This is a genomic window from uncultured Methanospirillum sp. (genome assembly GCF_963668415.2).
GTDB lineage: Archaea > Halobacteriota > Methanomicrobia > Methanomicrobiales > Methanospirillaceae > Methanospirillum.
This window is the reverse complement of record NZ_CAXXDL010000001.1, coordinates 3,050,651-3,066,555: the sequence shown is the minus strand read 5'-3', so window position 1 is coordinate 3,066,555 and position 15,905 is coordinate 3,050,651. Positions and strand designations below refer to the sequence as shown.

Annotated in this window: 18 protein-coding genes and 1 pseudogene; 8 read left to right on the top strand and 11 right to left on the bottom strand. The window is 46.0% G+C overall.

Going from position 1 to position 15,905, the window contains the following annotated elements; genetic code table 11:
* Positions 1-79 precede the first annotated feature (79 nt).
* Both ACHZA2_RS14520 and ACHZA2_RS14515 read left to right on the top strand, forming a co-directional pair.
* Positions 80-616: a YeeE/YedE thiosulfate transporter family protein gene (locus ACHZA2_RS14520; RefSeq protein WP_319580310.1), complete on the top strand. Its 537-nt coding sequence runs from the start codon at positions 80-82 to the stop codon at positions 614-616.
* 2 nt (positions 617-618) lie between these two features.
* Positions 619-1,176 (top strand): YeeE/YedE thiosulfate transporter family protein, encoded by a 558-nt coding sequence (locus ACHZA2_RS14515; protein ID WP_319580309.1) that lies wholly within the window; start codon positions 619-621, stop codon positions 1,174-1,176.
* Between the two features lies 1 nt (position 1,177).
* Here ACHZA2_RS14515 and ACHZA2_RS14510 read toward each other — a convergent pair whose 3' ends face one another.
* From ACHZA2_RS14510 to ACHZA2_RS14490, 5 genes are all read right to left on the bottom strand, one after another.
* Positions 1,178-1,438 carry a hypothetical protein gene (locus tag ACHZA2_RS14510; protein ID WP_319580308.1) on the bottom strand — a complete coding sequence of 87 codons (261 nt, stop codon included), beginning with the start codon at positions 1,436-1,438 and terminating at the stop codon, positions 1,178-1,180.
* Complete coding sequence (locus ACHZA2_RS14505) at positions 1,435-2,085, bottom strand: energy-coupling factor ABC transporter permease (RefSeq protein ID WP_319580307.1); 651 nt, start codon at positions 2,083-2,085, stop codon at positions 1,435-1,437. The genes ACHZA2_RS14510 and ACHZA2_RS14505 overlap by 4 nt, the downstream gene beginning before the upstream one ends.
* Positions 2,086-2,165: 80 nt before the next feature.
* Positions 2,166-3,050 carry an ATP-binding cassette domain-containing protein gene (locus tag ACHZA2_RS14500; protein ID WP_319580306.1) on the bottom strand — a complete coding sequence of 295 codons (885 nt, stop codon included), beginning with the start codon at positions 3,048-3,050 and terminating at the stop codon, positions 2,166-2,168.
* Positions 3,044-3,874, bottom strand: a complete 831-nt coding sequence (locus ACHZA2_RS14495) for an energy-coupling factor transporter transmembrane component T (RefSeq protein ID WP_319580305.1) — start codon at positions 3,872-3,874, stop codon at positions 3,044-3,046. Before ACHZA2_RS14495 ends, ACHZA2_RS14500 begins: the two co-directional genes overlap by 7 nt.
* Positions 3,871-4,365: a metal-dependent transcriptional regulator gene (locus ACHZA2_RS14490; RefSeq protein WP_319580304.1), complete on the bottom strand. Its 495-nt coding sequence runs from the start codon at positions 4,363-4,365 to the stop codon at positions 3,871-3,873. Before ACHZA2_RS14490 ends, ACHZA2_RS14495 begins: the two co-directional genes overlap by 4 nt.
* Before the next feature lie 205 nt (positions 4,366-4,570).
* Between ACHZA2_RS14490 and ACHZA2_RS14485 the strand changes: the two genes are divergently transcribed.
* Both ACHZA2_RS14485 and arsB read left to right on the top strand, forming a co-directional pair.
* Positions 4,571-4,963, top strand: a complete 393-nt coding sequence (locus tag ACHZA2_RS14485; protein ID WP_319580303.1) for a type II toxin-antitoxin system death-on-curing family toxin — start codon at positions 4,571-4,573, stop codon at positions 4,961-4,963.
* 440 nt (positions 4,964-5,403) lie between these two features.
* Positions 5,404-6,407, top strand: a pseudogene (gene arsB, locus ACHZA2_RS14480) (ACR3 family arsenite efflux transporter).
* Positions 6,408-6,488: 81 nt separating this feature from the next.
* Here arsB and ACHZA2_RS14475 read toward each other — a convergent pair.
* The gene (locus tag ACHZA2_RS14475; RefSeq protein WP_319580301.1) at positions 6,489-6,881 is read right to left on the bottom strand and encodes a putative zinc-binding protein; all 393 of its coding nucleotides are present in this window, start codon (positions 6,879-6,881) and stop codon (positions 6,489-6,491) included.
* Positions 6,882-7,016: 135 nt separating this feature from the next.
* On the opposite strand from ACHZA2_RS14475, the gene ACHZA2_RS14470 reads away from it, so the two are divergent.
* Complete coding sequence (locus ACHZA2_RS14470) at positions 7,017-7,394, top strand: metalloregulator ArsR/SmtB family transcription factor (protein ID WP_319580300.1); 378 nt, start codon at positions 7,017-7,019, stop codon at positions 7,392-7,394.
* 225 nt (positions 7,395-7,619) lie between these two features.
* Here ACHZA2_RS14470 and ACHZA2_RS14465 read toward each other — a convergent pair whose 3' ends face one another.
* Positions 7,620-7,868: a hypothetical protein gene (locus ACHZA2_RS14465; protein WP_319580299.1), complete on the bottom strand. Its 249-nt coding sequence runs from the start codon at positions 7,866-7,868 to the stop codon at positions 7,620-7,622.
* Positions 7,869-8,034: 166 nt separating this feature from the next.
* Here ACHZA2_RS14465 and hgcC point away from each other — a divergent pair, with 166 nt between their 5' ends.
* Genes hgcC through hgcB form a run of 3 tightly spaced genes read left to right on the top strand, consistent with a single transcriptional unit; the run spans position 8,035 to position 9,665 of the window.
* The gene (hgcC, locus tag ACHZA2_RS14460) at positions 8,035-8,322 is read left to right on the top strand and encodes an HgcAB-associated protein HgcC (RefSeq protein ID WP_319580298.1); all 288 of its coding nucleotides are present in this window, start codon (positions 8,035-8,037) and stop codon (positions 8,320-8,322) included.
* Between the two features lie 6 nt (positions 8,323-8,328).
* A complete protein-coding gene (gene hgcA / locus ACHZA2_RS14455; protein ID WP_319580297.1) occupies positions 8,329-9,360 on the top strand; it encodes a mercury methylation corrinoid protein HgcA in 1,032 nt (343 codons plus the stop codon).
* Positions 9,360-9,665: a mercury methylation ferredoxin HgcB gene (hgcB, locus tag ACHZA2_RS14450; RefSeq protein ID WP_319580296.1), complete on the top strand. Its 306-nt coding sequence runs from the start codon at positions 9,360-9,362 to the stop codon at positions 9,663-9,665. Before hgcA ends, hgcB begins: the two co-directional genes overlap by 1 nt.
* A 64-nt stretch (positions 9,666-9,729) precedes the next feature.
* Here hgcB and ACHZA2_RS14445 read toward each other — a convergent pair whose 3' ends face one another.
* From ACHZA2_RS14445 to ACHZA2_RS14430, 4 genes are all read right to left on the bottom strand, one after another.
* Positions 9,730-10,455: an aromatic aminobenezylarsenical efflux permease ArsG family transporter gene (locus ACHZA2_RS14445; protein WP_319580295.1), complete on the bottom strand. Its 726-nt coding sequence runs from the start codon at positions 10,453-10,455 to the stop codon at positions 9,730-9,732.
* 17 nt (positions 10,456-10,472) lie between these two features.
* Positions 10,473-10,799 (bottom strand): nitrophenyl compound nitroreductase subunit ArsF family protein, encoded by a 327-nt coding sequence (locus ACHZA2_RS14440; RefSeq protein ID WP_319580294.1) that lies wholly within the window; start codon positions 10,797-10,799, stop codon positions 10,473-10,475.
* A 382-nt stretch (positions 10,800-11,181) separates the two neighbouring features.
* Positions 11,182-12,630 (bottom strand): IS66 family transposase, encoded by a 1,449-nt coding sequence (gene tnpC, locus ACHZA2_RS14435; RefSeq protein WP_319580293.1) that lies wholly within the window; start codon positions 12,628-12,630, stop codon positions 11,182-11,184.
* Positions 12,631-12,909: 279 nt separating this feature from the next.
* Positions 12,910-15,765: a S8 family serine peptidase gene (locus ACHZA2_RS14430; protein ID WP_319580292.1), complete on the bottom strand. Its 2,856-nt coding sequence runs from the start codon at positions 15,763-15,765 to the stop codon at positions 12,910-12,912.
* Positions 15,766-15,905: the final 140 nt, after the last annotated feature.

Below are 15,905 nucleotides of genomic sequence, written 5' to 3'. Positions count from 1 at the left end.
AACGGTGCCCCGTTGGGGGCCCCAGGTAGGACCGGTGAAAAGGACTTTTTCATGCAAAAGATTCAACTCCGTACAAGCCATGATCACTCTTACTGTTATGGATCCAACTGCACCACTATGGTCACCATATCTCGCCGGAGCAGGTATCGGGATACTGCTCTGTTTTGCCATGCTTCTTTCAAACCGTCCGTTCGGATGCGGAGCAGCATTCACCGGGGTTGCCGGGATGATAGAGAGTCTCTTCAGAGGCAGAAAGCAGGTTGAAGGGAAGGAGTACTTCAAAGAGTTCCCGCTCCACATTGACTGGCAGTGGATGTTTGTCTTTGGTATCATAATCGGGGCGTTTATCAGCACCCTTCTGTCAGGAACATTCCAGATCACCTGGATTCCTCATACTTTTGCCATAGCATTCGGTGATAATCCCCTTCTCAGGCTGGTCACAGCTATCATCGGAGGAGTCCTCATCGGAGTTGGCGCACGATGGTGCTGGGGCTGTCCAAGTAGCCATGGAATCAGCGGAATACCCCAGTTGTCACTGGCAAGTTTCGTTGCTGTTGCCTGCATGTTTGCAGTAGGAATTGGGGCAGGGTTCTTTATCTTCAGAGTACTGGTGTGATCATGTTTGAGAACCTGTATAAAAACAAGCAGATGCAGCTCGTGCTCGGCCTTCTGCTCGGCATCGGGTTTGGATTTTTTCTGCAAAAAGGAGGAGTCACATCGTATGACGTGATCGTCGGACAGTTGCTGCTCACCGACTTCACGGTTCTGAAACTGATGCTCTCTGCAGTAATTATCGGCATGATCGGGCTGCATATCATGAAACAACTCGGATGGATAAAGTTTCATGTATTCAGGGGATCAATCGGAGCGACAGTTATAGGTGGATGTATCTTCGGACTTGGATTTGCAATACTCGGGTTCTGCCCCGGCACACTCGCAGGAGCCATCGGCACAGGACAGATGGATGCTCTCTTTGGAGGTGCTGTCGGGATGCTCATCGGTACCGGGTTATTTGCCCATTTCTACCCGGCAATAAACAAAAAGTTCATGGACAGGGGAGTATTTCCTGTTGATACCATTCCAGAACTGCTCGGTATTCCTTCGTGGATCGTGGTAGTGGTTCTGGTTGTCCTGATGAGCGGGTTTCTTTTCGCCCTTGAGATGCTCAAACTCTGAATCAGACTTTTACAAGATACCGATGCAAGATCAGCGATACTGCAATAAGGGCACCAAGAATTCCAAGATACATGAGCGGGTTTCCCTCTAGTGAGAATCCGCCTTCTGTTTCTTCCTCGCCAGCCGGAAGTCCGACCGCCTGGTTATACCTGTCCTCGATACCCATCGTTCCTGTCGCTTCAAGAGCAATAAACGCTGCCAGCACAACTACAATGACGAGGACACCGAAGATGATGAGCCCGCTGTTCTCCCGCAGGTTCATTGTCTCCCCCCTTCGAGGAGATCAGGGCGAATCCTGCTGATGTAGACGATGATAAAGCCGGTGATGAAGGCTTCAATGACTGCAACACCCATGTTCACTGCTGCAAGCAGTGAGAGTCCGGTGAGGAGTTCACCGGGACTCTGGTGAACACCCTGGATTCCGGATACCAGGATGATAACCATCATAACCAGGTTCCCGACCAGTAACGCAGTTATCGAAGCGATCCCTGCCTGTGTGAACCGGCTTGCGACAACCTTCTTCATTGCCCTGAACACGATCCAGGCGACAAAGACTTCAGACAGGTTTACAAGGACGTTTGCACCGACAAGTCCCCATCCTCCGTGACCGATGGCAGCTGACAGAATATTGACGACAAAGATGATCAGGGAGCCGAGGAGCGGGCCGGCAAGAATGCCGATGAGGGGGGTCAGATTCAGGTGAACACCACCAAATATCGGAACCTGGACCTGAAAGATTGCAAATGCTGCGGTTGTCACAAATGCGGCGACGGTGATCTTCTTTGGATCAGGTTTTTTACTGGATCGAAGCAGGTATAATGCCACACCGATGAGAAGAATTGCAATAACCCACCATATCAGAACCCAGAATACTGTGAAGGATCCGTCCTCCAGATGAATATGTGCCACGATGAACCTCAGGTCTCTTTCAGATACAGTATCACAAAAAAACGGTAAATATATTTCCAAAATTTTGGTAAGATACCAAATTATGATGATGAGGTGAGCATGTTCACCAGGTCTTCACGGGTAATCGGCCGACCCGACGGAGAGATTCCTTTCTTTTTGCAGAATTCGAGATAGGTCATGACCACGTCTGGCAGATATAATCCTGCCTCTTCGATAAGGTCAGGATCATAGAAGACATCTTCAGGGCTGCCTTCCGCAAAGATAAGCCCGTCTTTCACAAGGCAGACCCGGTCGGACAGCCGGGCTGCAAGATCGAGATCGTGGGTTGCAATTACTACACTAATCCCAAACCGGCTTTTGAGATTCCGTATCAGCTGCTCAACCATGGCGCCATGCATAGGGTCAAGGTCTGAGGTCGGTTCATCCAATGCAATAATCCGGGGTTTCATTGCGAGAATTCCGGCAATGGCTACAAGCCGTCTCTGTCCACCACTCAGATAATTGGGGAGTTTCTCACAGAGATCTTCAGCCCCGACAGTGTTCAGGGCCGCACGTGCTGCTGCTTGTGCTTCTTCATGATCCATACCGAGGTTGAGCAGGCCGAACATGACATCGTCAAGAACCGTGGGTGCAAAGAGTTGATCCTCTGACCGCTGGAAGACAATGCCCACCTCTTTCCAGAGATCGCTCCGTTCTCCCCGGGTGATCGATCGGCCTTCAACCCAGATATCACCCTGTGACGGCAGGAGAAGGCCGTTGAGGTGCTCGATAAGGGTAGACTTCCCGGCTCCGTTCTGACCGCAGAGCGAGACGATCTCCTGTTTTTTGACCGAGAAGCACATGTTGTGAATGCCCACACTTCCGTCAGGATAGACATGGCTGGCACAATCGATGTGGATGAGTTCCTCTTCAGGATCAACAGGAGTACAATGGATAAATTCTGTTTTTTTTCTGATAATTACCATGTGTACGCTCCGTTCAGAGATGGAATGATCCATATAGCCGTGATGGTAAGGGCGTAGGCTGCAACCAGAAGGACGTATTCAGGAGTGGTCGGGGAAGGGACAACGGTTAGTGTCCGGTAGGTTCCGCTGGCGTATCCTCGTGCAATCATCGCTTTTTCAACGCGTTCAGCCTGTTCAAATGATCGGATGAAGACAAGGCCTGCAACTTCAGCAAATAGTTTTCCCTGTATCCTTACCGAATGGATGAGCCCTCCTCCCCGGGACCTGACCGCCTTTAAAACAGAGCCAGTCATGGCGAGGGTGAGGAACAGGAACCGGTACGCCATCAGAAAGATCTGATCCAGGGGAGTTGGGAATATCTGGTAGATGAGAGCAGAGAAGTGTTCATACCTGGTGGTCATGAGGAAGAAGATCGATGCCGTGAACGAGATGAGGGCCTTTACAAGTAACCTGACAAGGAGAAGGAGGCCATTGTCGGTTAATTGAAGCGAGAACGGACCAAGGGGAAGCATGAAAATGATTGACCCAGGCTCATTCCAGATCAGGATCCCGACAAGGGAGAGGACAAAGAAGGCAGGCAATACCTGCCAGGCCAGTAATTTCTTCACCGGAAGGTCTGCAGCCCTGAACAGGAGCAGGAGAACGGCATATAGGACTAGGAGCACTGCCACATTCTGAATACAGGTGATGACGAGGATGATACATATGAGCATGCCCAGTTTTGTCCAGGGGCTTATTCTTGAAAAGAGCGTTGTCTGTCGCTCGGCAAGGGAAGTAATCAGATTGATGTCAGGGAGATGATCAGATATTGATGCCGTGCTCATACATCACATCCGGATGATTCAGAATGATTTCCGGTGTGGGTCATGCAGGCCCTGAGGCAGCCATCATCATGGGTGATTGTCCCACATACCCCAACCTGGGGATGACCCATGGCACAGCACATCTGATCTATTGCTTCACGCGAGACAAAACTCTCAAACCTGGTAACTTCTGCGCATGCACGGTTTTCAGAGAGTCCGTTTCTGACCAGGATCAGACTGAGTATCCGATGCCGCTTGATCAGAAACTTCGCATACATGGTTCCCGAATCAGTGAGGGAGACCCCCCGATATGGAGCATGGGAAAGGTATCCGCTCTCTGCCAGTTCAAGGATCGACTTCGTGACTGTGGATGGATCGACAGAGAAATGAGAGGCAATCTCGTTGGTCTTAACGGTCCTCCCTTTTTCATAGATATACTTGAGGTACTCCACTTTTTTGGGTGAGAGTTCAAGCCCGGTATGATCCCCCATAGTATAGTGTACGAGAGTCATCTGCAAAAAGTTTGGGGTGAGGTAAAAATTTGAGGACATTTCTGATGCCTTCTGTCACCAGTGGTACCTAGCCTGACTCAATTCATTCACTATATTAGAAGCAACAAAATATACGGTTATACACCTTATCCTTTAGCAAAGGGGATAAATACGAGCGATTTTATGAGAGTCTCTATTTTTTGAGCGTGAGAAAGTGAAGACGAGTATGAGTACTATTTCTGTGAATATGCTCCTGAATCTTCATTATATTTCTATCAACATGTATGGGGGAATTGATGGCATTCTTTATGAAGCCACATTGGATTTCATAGTGGAGAAATGTAATCAAGGGAATGGACCTATCCAAATGTCAGCCATCTTACTTTATGACATTTCAACGATGCATCCCTTTGAAGATGGAAACAAAAGAACTGCAGTATATGCTGCAACTATGGTTCTTGAACTGTATGGGTTCAGCCTTACTGCTGATGAAGACGAAGTTATTCGCATGGGACTTGCCCTTGCACGGTATGAAATGTCTTTAGAAGAGACAATACTCTGGATACAACAGAATAGCAGGTCTACTGACCCAGAACCTCAAGCGCCCGATTATACTTGATCGTTGTTTTTCTAACGATCTCTTTCTGATCCTCAGTAAGCGTCGTTTCCTTAAGAATTGACTCCAATTTACCAAGATCAGGAGGGGTCCCAACACAGATCTGCATAATATAGTAGTTCTTTAGCTGCAAAGCATAATTAGATTATCTATCACTCAACAGATTATCTCCGAGGTTGTCCGGTTACATGATTCAACTGGACAACCTCATCTTTGAAAATTGGATTCAATGCGGCGACCATATATCTATGTGTATTAATATTATCATATTTCTCATCTAATCTTCGAATTGCACTGAAAAACAATAACACCTGTATTCTGCCAATACATCACTTCAATAAATACTTAGATACAAATACAATAACTTATCTGGTAAAGACAGGACATCAGTAAAACGACTTTCATTCCTTGACTCATACCTCACGCTCTGGATTTTTTCTGCCATGATCCTTGGAATCGCTATCGGGTATCTCGCCCCATCAGCCCCTGCATTTATCACCGGTTTTTCGATAGGAACAACCTCCATTCCGATAGCAATCGGTCTGATACTCATGATGTATCCTCCTCTTGCAAAGGTCAGATACGAAGAACTCCATCTGGTATTCAAGGACAGAAAAGTCATTGGACTCTCGCTTGTTCAGAACTGGATCATCGGGCCGATTCTGATGTTTCTTCTGGCAATTCTTTTCCTCCGTGATCAGCCGCTCCTCATGTACGGTCTCATCCTCGTCGGGATAGCCCGGTGCATCGCGATGGTTATTGTATGGAATGACCTTGCCGGAGGAGACTGTGAATATTGTGCCGCCATCGTAGGATTGAACTCAATCTTCCAGGTCCTGTTCTTCTCCCTGTATGCATGGGTATTCATCACAGTGCTTCCCCCGATCTTTGGGATCACAGGCACATCTGTATCGATCACAATGGTTGAGATAGCCATCAGTGTGTTTATCTATCTCGGTATTCCGTTTATCGCCGGACTATTAAGCAGGATTATCCTCATAAAAAAGAAAGGAAAAACCTGGTATGAGACTGTCTTCATCCCAAGAATATCCCCAATCACCCTTATCGCTCTGCTCTTTACGATCATTGTTATGTTCTCCCTGAAAGGAGAATTCATCATAACCGTCCCGTTTGATGTCATCAGGGTGGCTGTCCCTCTGGTCTGCTACTTCCTGATCATGTTCATGGCTACATTCTGGATGAGTTGGAAGATCGGAATAGATTACCAGAAATCCGCAACCCTCTCATTTACGGCAGCATCAAATAACTTCGAACTTGCAATTGCAGTTGCCATCGCTGTGTTCGGGATTGCTTCACCGGTAGCCTTTGCAACAGTCATCGGCCCCCTGGTAGAAGTTCGGGTTTAATCAGCCTTGTAAATGTTGTACTTTGGCTGAAGAAAAAGTGGTATAATGAAAACGAGAAAGGAGTTTTACCTTTCTCCTGAAGACTGAACTTTCCGGATATACTCATCCACAACTTTTTCCGCAACCAGCTTTGCATACTCATCAAATGTTTCAGTAGAGACCTAATCTATTCCGAACGGCAGACATTCATCATAGAGCGTATCGGCAAGGACAACCTCCGGATTCAGATCAGGAAGCACTCCCTGCATTATCCGGGTTGCACATGAGACAAAGCACCCTTCAATCACAATACTCCTTTCTGACCGGCGGACAAGGTTTCTCTGTCCGATATTCTTTGTAAATGCACCACCCAGGCATATCCTGACCTTTTCATCTTTCGCCATTTCGTGAGCGATCAGGTTTGCTGCCCGCTTGGATACTTCTCCCCGGGCACAGGCTCCTTTGCAGGAGAGGATGGCGATCTTCGGGGGAGTGGTACTGTTCTTTTCTGAGTAATCTTCATAAAGTTCGCAGGCACCCTCTATCTTTCTTATCTGAATCGTTTCATACTCCATTGGTTTCACCACTATGATATCAGTGAGAGAGAAGGAAAAGGGAGGATCTGCAATTCAGTTTTTTATGAAATGAAAGAAAATGTTTACATATGCCATCGGGCAGGATCAACCAATTCCAGGCCGGAGATATGAACCATGGGTAGTACCCGATGCTGCCCGGCAGACTGTGCACTCAGAGAGGACTGGGAAGACGAATTAAACCAGGTGAAGTCGGATTTAAATAGCGGATATGTCTCCCACATGGAAGGGATGATAAAAGCAGTCAGTCATCCCCTGCGGCTTAAAATTCTCCTGATGCTGAAAACCCGTGATCAGTGTGTCTGTGAGTTTACCTGGATATTTGATAAGACGCAGACACAGATCTCTAACCACCTGAAGATACTCAGAGACGCAGGGATTATCGAGACATATTACCGGTCAAATCATAAGATCTACCGGTTGAAAGAAGATGCTGACATCTCCCTCATAACCTGGATGCATCAGCAGTGGAAGAAGAACTGCAATACACCTTAAAAAGAGTTCATGACAGGAATCTGACACCATTCAATATCCAGGCCATTATGTATTGACGATTTGATAATCCCATGATAATGACACGACTTTACCAACAATGACCACTACCGGACAACTCATCGTCATCACATCGCGTATTGTATCAGTTACAACCCGATCATCCATATCCCCTCTCAGAGTAAATGAAAGGTGAATACTCTCAAAAACCTGAGGCGGATCTTCTCGTTATGTACCACTGATTTCAACAGAGACAGATTCACACCTCTCCCCTTTCTTTGTAAGACTGAGTTTTGTTTTAATAGATGTACATCCTCCCAGTGCACCGAGGAAATGTGCCAGTGGACTCGGGTTATTCCCACTTCCTCCAAGACCGGGTGATGCTTCCACAAAAAAATCTATTCCTGACACTGTTGTTGCCTTAAAGCAAAGTGTATCAACCTGTGTCATCGTGATCTGAACATTATTTTCACTCATTATATCACCCAAAACCCATATTCAGCGATTTTCGAATACTCGTATTTGCAGATACTTTGGATATGATCAACATTTGCTGCAACACCAGAAAATATTACAGGATCTGATAATTCTGAATTTTCTGAAAACTATAAATATTCCGCACACAAAGTATATCGTACCAGATATGGCAAAAGGGAAAGATGAGAAGACTCAATCTGATGTAATCCAATGCGGATGCAGCCAAAAAGCAACATGCAGCGTTGAATCCATCCTGACAATCGATGAACGAGGACAGATGGTTCTTCCAAAAGATGCTCGTGATCGTGCAGAAATCAAGCCTGGCGATAAACTTGCCCTGATCAGCTGGGAGAAGGAAGGAAGCATCTGCTGTTTTGCACTCATGAAAGTTGAAAATCTAAGCGGTATGGTAAGCGATATCCTCTCACCACTGATGAATAACCAGGGAGTATGAGGGGATATGTCAGAACCATGTAGCTGCTGTTCATGTCAGGGAGCCGTCTCTGACGGTTCCTGTACAGTAAAATCGACAGACAGCATAATAACGCTTACTAACCGGATTGATCATATTCTTGCACGCTGGGGATACAAGCGATCAGACCATCGTGTCCAGCCCGGGCTCTATACACTGGGAACTCCGAATACAGATTCTCCGGTCTTTGCATCTGCAAATTATACATTAAGCTTTGATATTCTCCGGTCATCTCTGAAAGGGCATGATGCATACATCCTTGTCCTCGACACCAAAGGAATCAACGTGTGGTGTGCTGCAGGAAAAGGAACATTCGGCACCGACGAACTGGTTCGCAGGATCGAATCAACCGGACTTTCAGAGATTGTATCACACAGGAAGATCATCGTTCCACAACTTGGAGCTCCGGGTGTCTCGGCTCCCGAGGTGCAACGCCGTTCAGGTTTCAGAGTAGTGTATGGACCGGTCCGAGCTGCAGACCTCCCTGAATTTCTCAAAACCGGAACAGCGACTCAGGACATGAGGAGAGTTCGATTCACTGCATACGACCGGCTGGTTCTGACTCCGGTTGAACTGGTTCAGGTCATACTGCCAGGAATAATTGCAACCGTTGCCCTCTGGTTCCTGGCCGGACCTGTTGCATCGCTGGCAGTTTTCACTGCGGTCATAACCGGTACAATACTCTTTCCGGTCCTTCTTCCCATCATTCCGACAAAGGATTTCTCAACTAAAGGTCTGATCCTCGGGATGCTGGTAGCGATTCCGTTTGTATTGACATATCTGTCAGTGCAAACACTCCCGGGCTGGGCTCAGGTTGCAGGAGCAGTTGTTCCTCTTCTTGTAATTCCGCCTGTGGTTGCTTACCTGGCACTGAACTTCACCGGTTCAACGACATATACATCACGAACCGGGGTAAAAAAAGAGATATTCAGGTACATTCCGGTGATGGTTGGATTAGCTGGGACAGGAGTTGTAATCGGAGTGGCACTGGGAGTGTTTCGTGTAATGGGGATGATTTGATGTTTAACTCGTATACAGAGAACACCCTCGAGTATCACCAGGAGAGATGCATTAACTGTAAACGATGTACTGAAGTCTGTCCACACGGTGTTTTTGAAGAGGGTGAGAAGGCAGCAATTCTGAAAAATCAGACCCGGTGCATGGAATGCGGAGCATGTGCTCTGAACTGTCCGGTGCAGGCCATTGAGGTTCAAAGCGGAGTTGGATGTGCCTGGGCGATGATCAGTGCTGCGATCAGAGGCAAGGACATGGATAATGGGGAGTGTAGTTGTGGCGGGGAATCAGGCTCCTGCTGCGGTGAATAAAAAATTCCCGAACTCACCCGGTTCAGGATTACTGCATCTTCTCCCGGATATCAGTCCTTTTTACTCAAAAAAACAGCCTGACAATAAAATACAGACCGACCAGGATAAAAATTACAGAAACTATCCTTCTGACCCATATCTCTGCTGCCTGCACTTTACCTAGAAATGCACCACACCGGTTTACTTCGGTTGCAAGTAGAATAGAGAAGTGGGTCACGGGAAGACCGGTTGCAAGCCCGAATGAGAGAGGCACTCCAATCGGATCGCGGGTACTGAGCGCAAGCGGTACCAGCATACCAAAGAACAGGACGGCACTAAACGGGCAGAAACTGATGGCAAACAAAATCCCGAGAAAGAAACTGCCGATGAGACCCTGATGTGATAACTTCTCATATATCTCTTCTTTGAGGGTTTGTAGTCCGGCATGCTCAAGGGCAAATGAGAAGGGAATGAGCTCATACATAAGGATACCACAGATCAGAAGGACCGGCCCGAGGAGTAGATCACCATACTCCTGTAGAAACAGGGCTATTGATTGTACATTTAATCCACAGAGTACGATGAGTGCTGCGATTGTAACATATACTGCCATTCTGCCAAAGCTGTACAACAGGCCCACAAGAACGGTGTACCTGCTGTTTCCGATGTTCCGGGAGACATATGCTATCGCTGTGATATTTGTCGCCAGGGGGCAGGGACTTATCGCCATCATCAGACCGATGAAGAACGCAGCAACGAGCGGAATATCACTCGTTCCCATCGTCTCCATGAAACTCATCAGATCAGTCACGAACTCACCGGTTCAAGTTATTCCAGAGACCCGGAAAGCCTTCTGTCAAGGAGATTCTTAAGATAGGTCATGAACTCATCTTTGTTTCCGGTTTTGTACCAGACCTTCACATCTTCTTCTTTGTGAAATCCTGCATCGTTTGTGACTCCGATCATCAGGGATGAACCGGTTACTTCAAACTTTTTTACAAGGTCAGCATTTTTAGGGTCCTGAAAGTTGATGTGATCAAAGATGAGTTTCTTATTTTCAAGTTCAGCAGGGTAATATTTCTTCACCGTCTCTTCTGCATAATCACCGATAGCAGTGCAGGTACGGCATCCGTTTGTCGGGTGAAAATGGTACACCTCAACCTGGGTGACACCGGATGGTGTCGCATTTGTGTCAGCGACAGATGCACTCCAGATGCAGAGACCTGCACATATGAGGATGAACGTGATGACTGCAATTCTGTGGAATAAGTTACGTAATGACGATTACTTCATAATATAACCTTATAGAAGATGAAACCGGACTCAGGAACAGGTTGTGTGAAAAGTACTCCGGACAGGAGTATCATCACAGATCCATTAATTTCAATTTAATTTGAATCGTTAAAAGGGCACCGAAGACTGTAAAAAAATTCGTGATACAGATCCTGTTCCCTTGATGAAACATTTTGTAGATAAGAAATATCGTAACTATTCAGGCATCATATCACCAAACAGGAAAAGAAGGTACATCAAGTCATTAAGACCTTATCGTATGAGTCTCTGGCATCCATGGATTATTGTTAAACGCAGCATTAATCGCCTCAATGACCCTTTCACCATTCTTCCTGATTGTTGAGATGTAACTTCTGATCAAAACTACGGCTTCAGCGGTTGTTCTGTCCCTAAACCCTCCAGAGATTTTCATTTTTACCTTCATCATCCGGATATCCCGCTCCGCGAGATTATTATCAAATGGAACACGAATCTGTTCAATAAATCGCAGGATACTGTCTTTATGGATGTCCAACCTTTCGAGCAGGTTTCTGGCAAAACTCTTTTTCTTCCTTCCTCTCTTTCCGGGGATATGAATGGGTAGCGGATTCTCATCGAGTCCTGCTTGAATTAGTTCATCATATGAACTTTTGATGCTGTTCACCATAATCTGTGGTATGGGAATATCGTCCAAATGAAACATTTCCTTGAGATGTTTTGCTTGTATCAGTAATTCACTTAATATATTAGGCCATTTTTGTTCTGTTTCCTCTTCTACCCGTTTAAGTTCTCGAAGAATATGGGCACAGCAGAAACTGTGCGTACATGAGTATGAAAGATATGGATTCCAAAAATCGTGAACACTAATTCCCGTGTAAATTGGAAGAACTCCGATGTTATTGATCCCATCAGCTCCTCTTTTTGGCTGAACTGAGTAAGAGGTTAGTCGAGATGCACTGGTAACATGAAGCCAATGGAGTTTTCCTTCAACTCGGACCCCTGTTTCATCGTTGTGGATTACGGGTTCGCATTTAAGAGCGCTCTTAACCGATTCATGAAACAATATGAGTCTCTCTGACAATGTGCGAGTAATATTGACAATGGTTCCAGGACTGATGGAGATACCAAAGAGATCATAACAGGCCTCGGTTGCCCGATCGTATGGGATAAACTGATAATGAACGAGATAACTCAAATTGGCCTTGATTCTTGATCCATATTGAACGGGTTGTGTAACCCCCGGGGGAAAGGTTCCTGATGTTTTTCTTCCACAATGGGTACAAACCTTTGTGAGGGATTGGTGCTCGATGATCTCAATTGATGGGGGAGGAGGAAGGTCGAAAACTTGTCTTTTTTCAATTCCAATGATTGATCCATTCTGAAGACTTCTTCCACAACAGGAACAAACTTCAGGAGAATGAGTTTCGATGTGATCAGGATTAGAACTCTGTTCCAGGGTTTTTCCTTTGTGACCGGGTTGACCTCCTGGTTTTTTCTGGGTTTTCTTACGAAGTGAGGTTGTATGGTTCTTATGGGTGTAACCATCCGAGGAGGGGGGCTTGCCGCTATTGTTACTGTTGAGTTTTAGCCGGGATTCGAGTTCAGTTACTCTGGCTTCTAATTTATCAATTTTTTCGTGTAGATAGTAAATATATGCGACGATTTCAGGGGGGCAATCTGGAAATTTGGATTTGATCTCTTCAGGTATTTCCATTCCGATAAAAACAGGTTTAAACTCAAGATAAAAAGATCTTTCGGTTATAGTGGAAGATTTGAGTGAGAAAGGCAATATTTGAAGAGAATCAGGGTGGATAGTTTAGAAAGCGCTGAGAGAGGCTGAATAGTTACGAAATATCATCGATTCACAATCTATGATGTAAATAAGAGAACACTATCCAGAAAAAGTACAGAGAGTGGGTATTCCCCGTGTGATCCATCTGTCCGAAACGGGTCTTCATCACTTTTTTTCAGGACCTGTAACCGGGAATAGCGTTCATCGATACCATGTTGACGTTTTCGCTGTATGATATTCCCACTGACTTGTGACTCCGAATAGGTCCTGTAATTGAACTCCAATTTGATATTCTGTCTTTGGCGTCAACCGTACCGCAGTATATGATGTCGCTTCTCCGGAAAGATTCGCGACATTATTTCCATTTAGTGTGATTGGAATACGTGTAATCTGATGGTTTTGAGGGAGCGTCCAGTTCCAGGTGATCGTGAACGGGGTTATCTGCGTAGTATGTAGATCTTTGACAGGGGAGACAGTATTGTCACGTACCTTGATCCTCTCAAACCAGGGAAGATTTGCGGAGTAATTTTCTCCATGAGCGGTATACAGATATCCATCTTCAGCAATGGAGCCGAGATCATGATAACGTGGGAACATCATTGTCGGGAGATCAGGGGTAACCGTCCAACTCTTGTTTGCCACAGAAAAATGTGCGATATCACTGTAAACCACACCTAGAGACGTAACCCTGCGACCTCCTGCGATCCAGAGCGAACCATCAGGATCCGATCCACTCGCCCCATAATCCCATCCTATCGTGTCTGGAATATCCGGGAGCAATGACCATTTCTCACCGTCAAACATCTCAGCAGATCTCAAATTATGCTTATCGAAATCAAAATAACCACCGTATGAATCCAATCCCCCGGCCACGATAATAGTCCCGTTTCCTGATGATGCAAAAAACTGTGTCCGATTGGTGAGCATCGAAGGAGCCTGACTCCATTGACCGGTGGTGGTATTCAGGCAGAAGACCTGGTTGGTGACATTATAATAATCGGTATTTCCCCCAATAACATACATCCGATCCCCGATTACTCCGGTTTTATACAGATATCTCCCTGAAACCCGACGATCTGAAGCAATCTGGGACCACGAATCATTCGTGATATCATACACATTCAGCGTTTCATTCCTGTATCGTCCAGGAATGAAAACCTTCCCGTTTATCAATGAACCTTCGAGAGATCCACCCGGTTCAGGCATCGGTGTTATAGATTCCCAGGTTTTGTTCACGATGTCATATCTGAACGAGGATGAACTGGAACCGCCTCCAAAATGGTACACGTATCGGCCCGATGAAACCATAACTGAACCATAGACATCAAGCGGAACATCAGGAAGTGCCTCCGCTTCCGTTACGGTACAAACTGCATTCACAACCTGTCCGAATACCCCATTCAGATCAGAAAGCCGATATGAAGGATTATAATAACCAAATTGTGCAGGGGATGTTCCCTGAAAGGTAAATGATACATATTCACCAGGAGCGGCCGTTGTTCCTTTCGGAAATTCGATCCTTTCCGGTCCCATGAGGATTGCATCCCGGTTTTGTGCGAACAGCGATATCGAGCGGTTTGAATTCCAGGTATCAGTTCCTGCATTCTGCAAGGTGATGTTACATTGAAACGCAGTATTCGTGTGTATTATCGGTGGCATGTTCATGGATCCGATAGCATCGTACGGAAATATCTCCTGACGAACTGCAGCAGAAGCATTGATCCTGCCTCCTGCAATGCAATATCTGATCAAATTGGGATTTTTATCTGCTGCTCGTAACAATGCTGCTTTTAGTTGAACGTTCGTATAACCGGGATGGAGGGACTTCATCAACGCGACAACACCCGCTACCATGGGAGAAGAGAATGATGTACCATTGTCATATTTATATGGAATATCCTGGGACGACAGATTTGTGGAATTTAGGGACGTTTGATCATGCTTCATCGGCTTCAGGAGAAGAATATGAGATCCCGGAGCAGCGATAAAGATCGTGTTCTTCCCATAATTGGAGAATGATGACCTTTGATCATGGTCATCGGTGGACATGACCGGTATTACATTTGGTGAGAGGAACTGTGGCATCCGATCTACATACCCATCAACATCACTGTTTTCATTACTCGCACTCCAGGTCATGATACCGGGAAATGCTGCTATTGCATCTAACAGCGCCTGATTTCGATATGCGATCCTCCAGGAATTGGTGATAATGTCAGCATGGTGAAGAGTCGCATACTCAAAGGATTGAATCGCGGCAGATACCCAGCCACCACCCCCGCTAGACATCTTTAATGCCATTATTTTAGCTTTCCATGCGGAACCCGTTGCTCCGATGCTGTTGTTTCCAACTGCCGCAACGATACCTGCACAGGCGGTTCCATGGCCATCATAATCCATGACGTCAGTATTGTTATCATAGAAATTGTACCCATGAAGACCGGTGACCGGATCTGTCCAGATATTATCTTTCAGGTCAGGGTGAAGATAATCAACACCACTATCAACAACAGCAACGACGACATCAGAGCCCGTTGTTACATTCCAGGCTCCTTCTGCGTGAATGTCCGCTCCCGGGGTTCCGCCATACTGCCCGGTATTTTTCAAGTTCCATTGAAGCGGATAGAGCGGATCAGAGGGTACCCGGGTGGTATTCACCGCTGAAGAGGTTGGAATACTGGCAGGTGGTGCATCATCAGGATGGATCAGATTATCAGGCTGTGCATAGAGCACAGACGGTTGATTCTGATACCAGGTAACTGCATCCTGAACCTTCATGCTATCAGGGATTTTTACCAGTTGAAGACCTGGGACAAAGTTAGGGGAGGATGAGTAGACTGCCTGTGCCCCGATGGATGCATGAATTGCTTCCACCTGATCGACAGAGGCGAGAGCATGAGACTGATTATGTGCTTCTGGCGTATTGAATCTGACAAGAATCTTATGTGGGGCATACTGGGTTTCAGAATTGTTGAGTGAAGTATTGGCAGAGAGTTCATGGTCACTTGTGAATGATACATTCTCCTTTTGATATGCGGTAGAAATCTGAAATATCAATAAAAATACGATAAATCCCCATGTGAGTGATATGAACCTGACTCCCATTCTGTAATCCTTCCGTATACCCTAATTGCATTTCATATTTATAAGTCATATGATTTTATCTACCAACTATTATTTTTCAGTACATTCGATGG

What these genes read in the sequence shown, in the direction of transcription:
- ACHZA2_RS14520 (WP_319580310.1), top strand. Translation starts at nt 80, where the DNA reads ATGATCACTCTTACTGTTATGGATCCAACTGCACCACTATGGTCACCA.
- ACHZA2_RS14515 (WP_319580309.1), top strand. Translation starts at nt 619, where the DNA reads ATGTTTGAGAACCTGTATAAAAACAAGCAGATGCAGCTCGTGCTCGGC.
- ACHZA2_RS14510 (WP_319580308.1), bottom strand. Translation starts at nt 1,438, where the DNA reads ATGAACCTGCGGGAGAACAGCGGGCTCATCATCTTCGGTGTCCTCGTC.
- ACHZA2_RS14500 (WP_319580306.1), bottom strand. Translation starts at nt 3,050, where the DNA reads ATGGTAATTATCAGAAAAAAAACAGAATTTATCCATTGTACTCCTGTT.
- ACHZA2_RS14495 (WP_319580305.1), bottom strand. Translation starts at nt 3,874, where the DNA reads ATGAGCACGGCATCAATATCTGATCATCTCCCTGACATCAATCTGATT.
- ACHZA2_RS14490 (WP_319580304.1), bottom strand. Translation starts at nt 4,365, where the DNA reads ATGACTCTCGTACACTATACTATGGGGGATCATACCGGGCTTGAACTC.
- ACHZA2_RS14485 (WP_319580303.1), top strand. Translation starts at nt 4,571, where the DNA reads ATGAGTACTATTTCTGTGAATATGCTCCTGAATCTTCATTATATTTCT.
- ACHZA2_RS14475 (WP_319580301.1), bottom strand. Translation starts at nt 6,881, where the DNA reads ATGGAGTATGAAACGATTCAGATAAGAAAGATAGAGGGTGCCTGCGAA.
- ACHZA2_RS14470 (WP_319580300.1), top strand. Translation starts at nt 7,017, where the DNA reads ATGGGTAGTACCCGATGCTGCCCGGCAGACTGTGCACTCAGAGAGGAC.
- ACHZA2_RS14465 (WP_319580299.1), bottom strand. Translation starts at nt 7,868, where the DNA reads ATGAGTGAAAATAATGTTCAGATCACGATGACACAGGTTGATACACTT.
- hgcC (WP_319580298.1), top strand. Translation starts at nt 8,035, where the DNA reads ATGGCAAAAGGGAAAGATGAGAAGACTCAATCTGATGTAATCCAATGC.
- hgcA (WP_319580297.1), top strand. Translation starts at nt 8,329, where the DNA reads ATGTCAGAACCATGTAGCTGCTGTTCATGTCAGGGAGCCGTCTCTGAC.
- hgcB (WP_319580296.1), top strand. Translation starts at nt 9,360, where the DNA reads ATGTTTAACTCGTATACAGAGAACACCCTCGAGTATCACCAGGAGAGA.
- tnpC (WP_319580293.1), bottom strand. Translation starts at nt 12,630, where the DNA reads ATGGAAATACCTGAAGAGATCAAATCCAAATTTCCAGATTGCCCCCCT.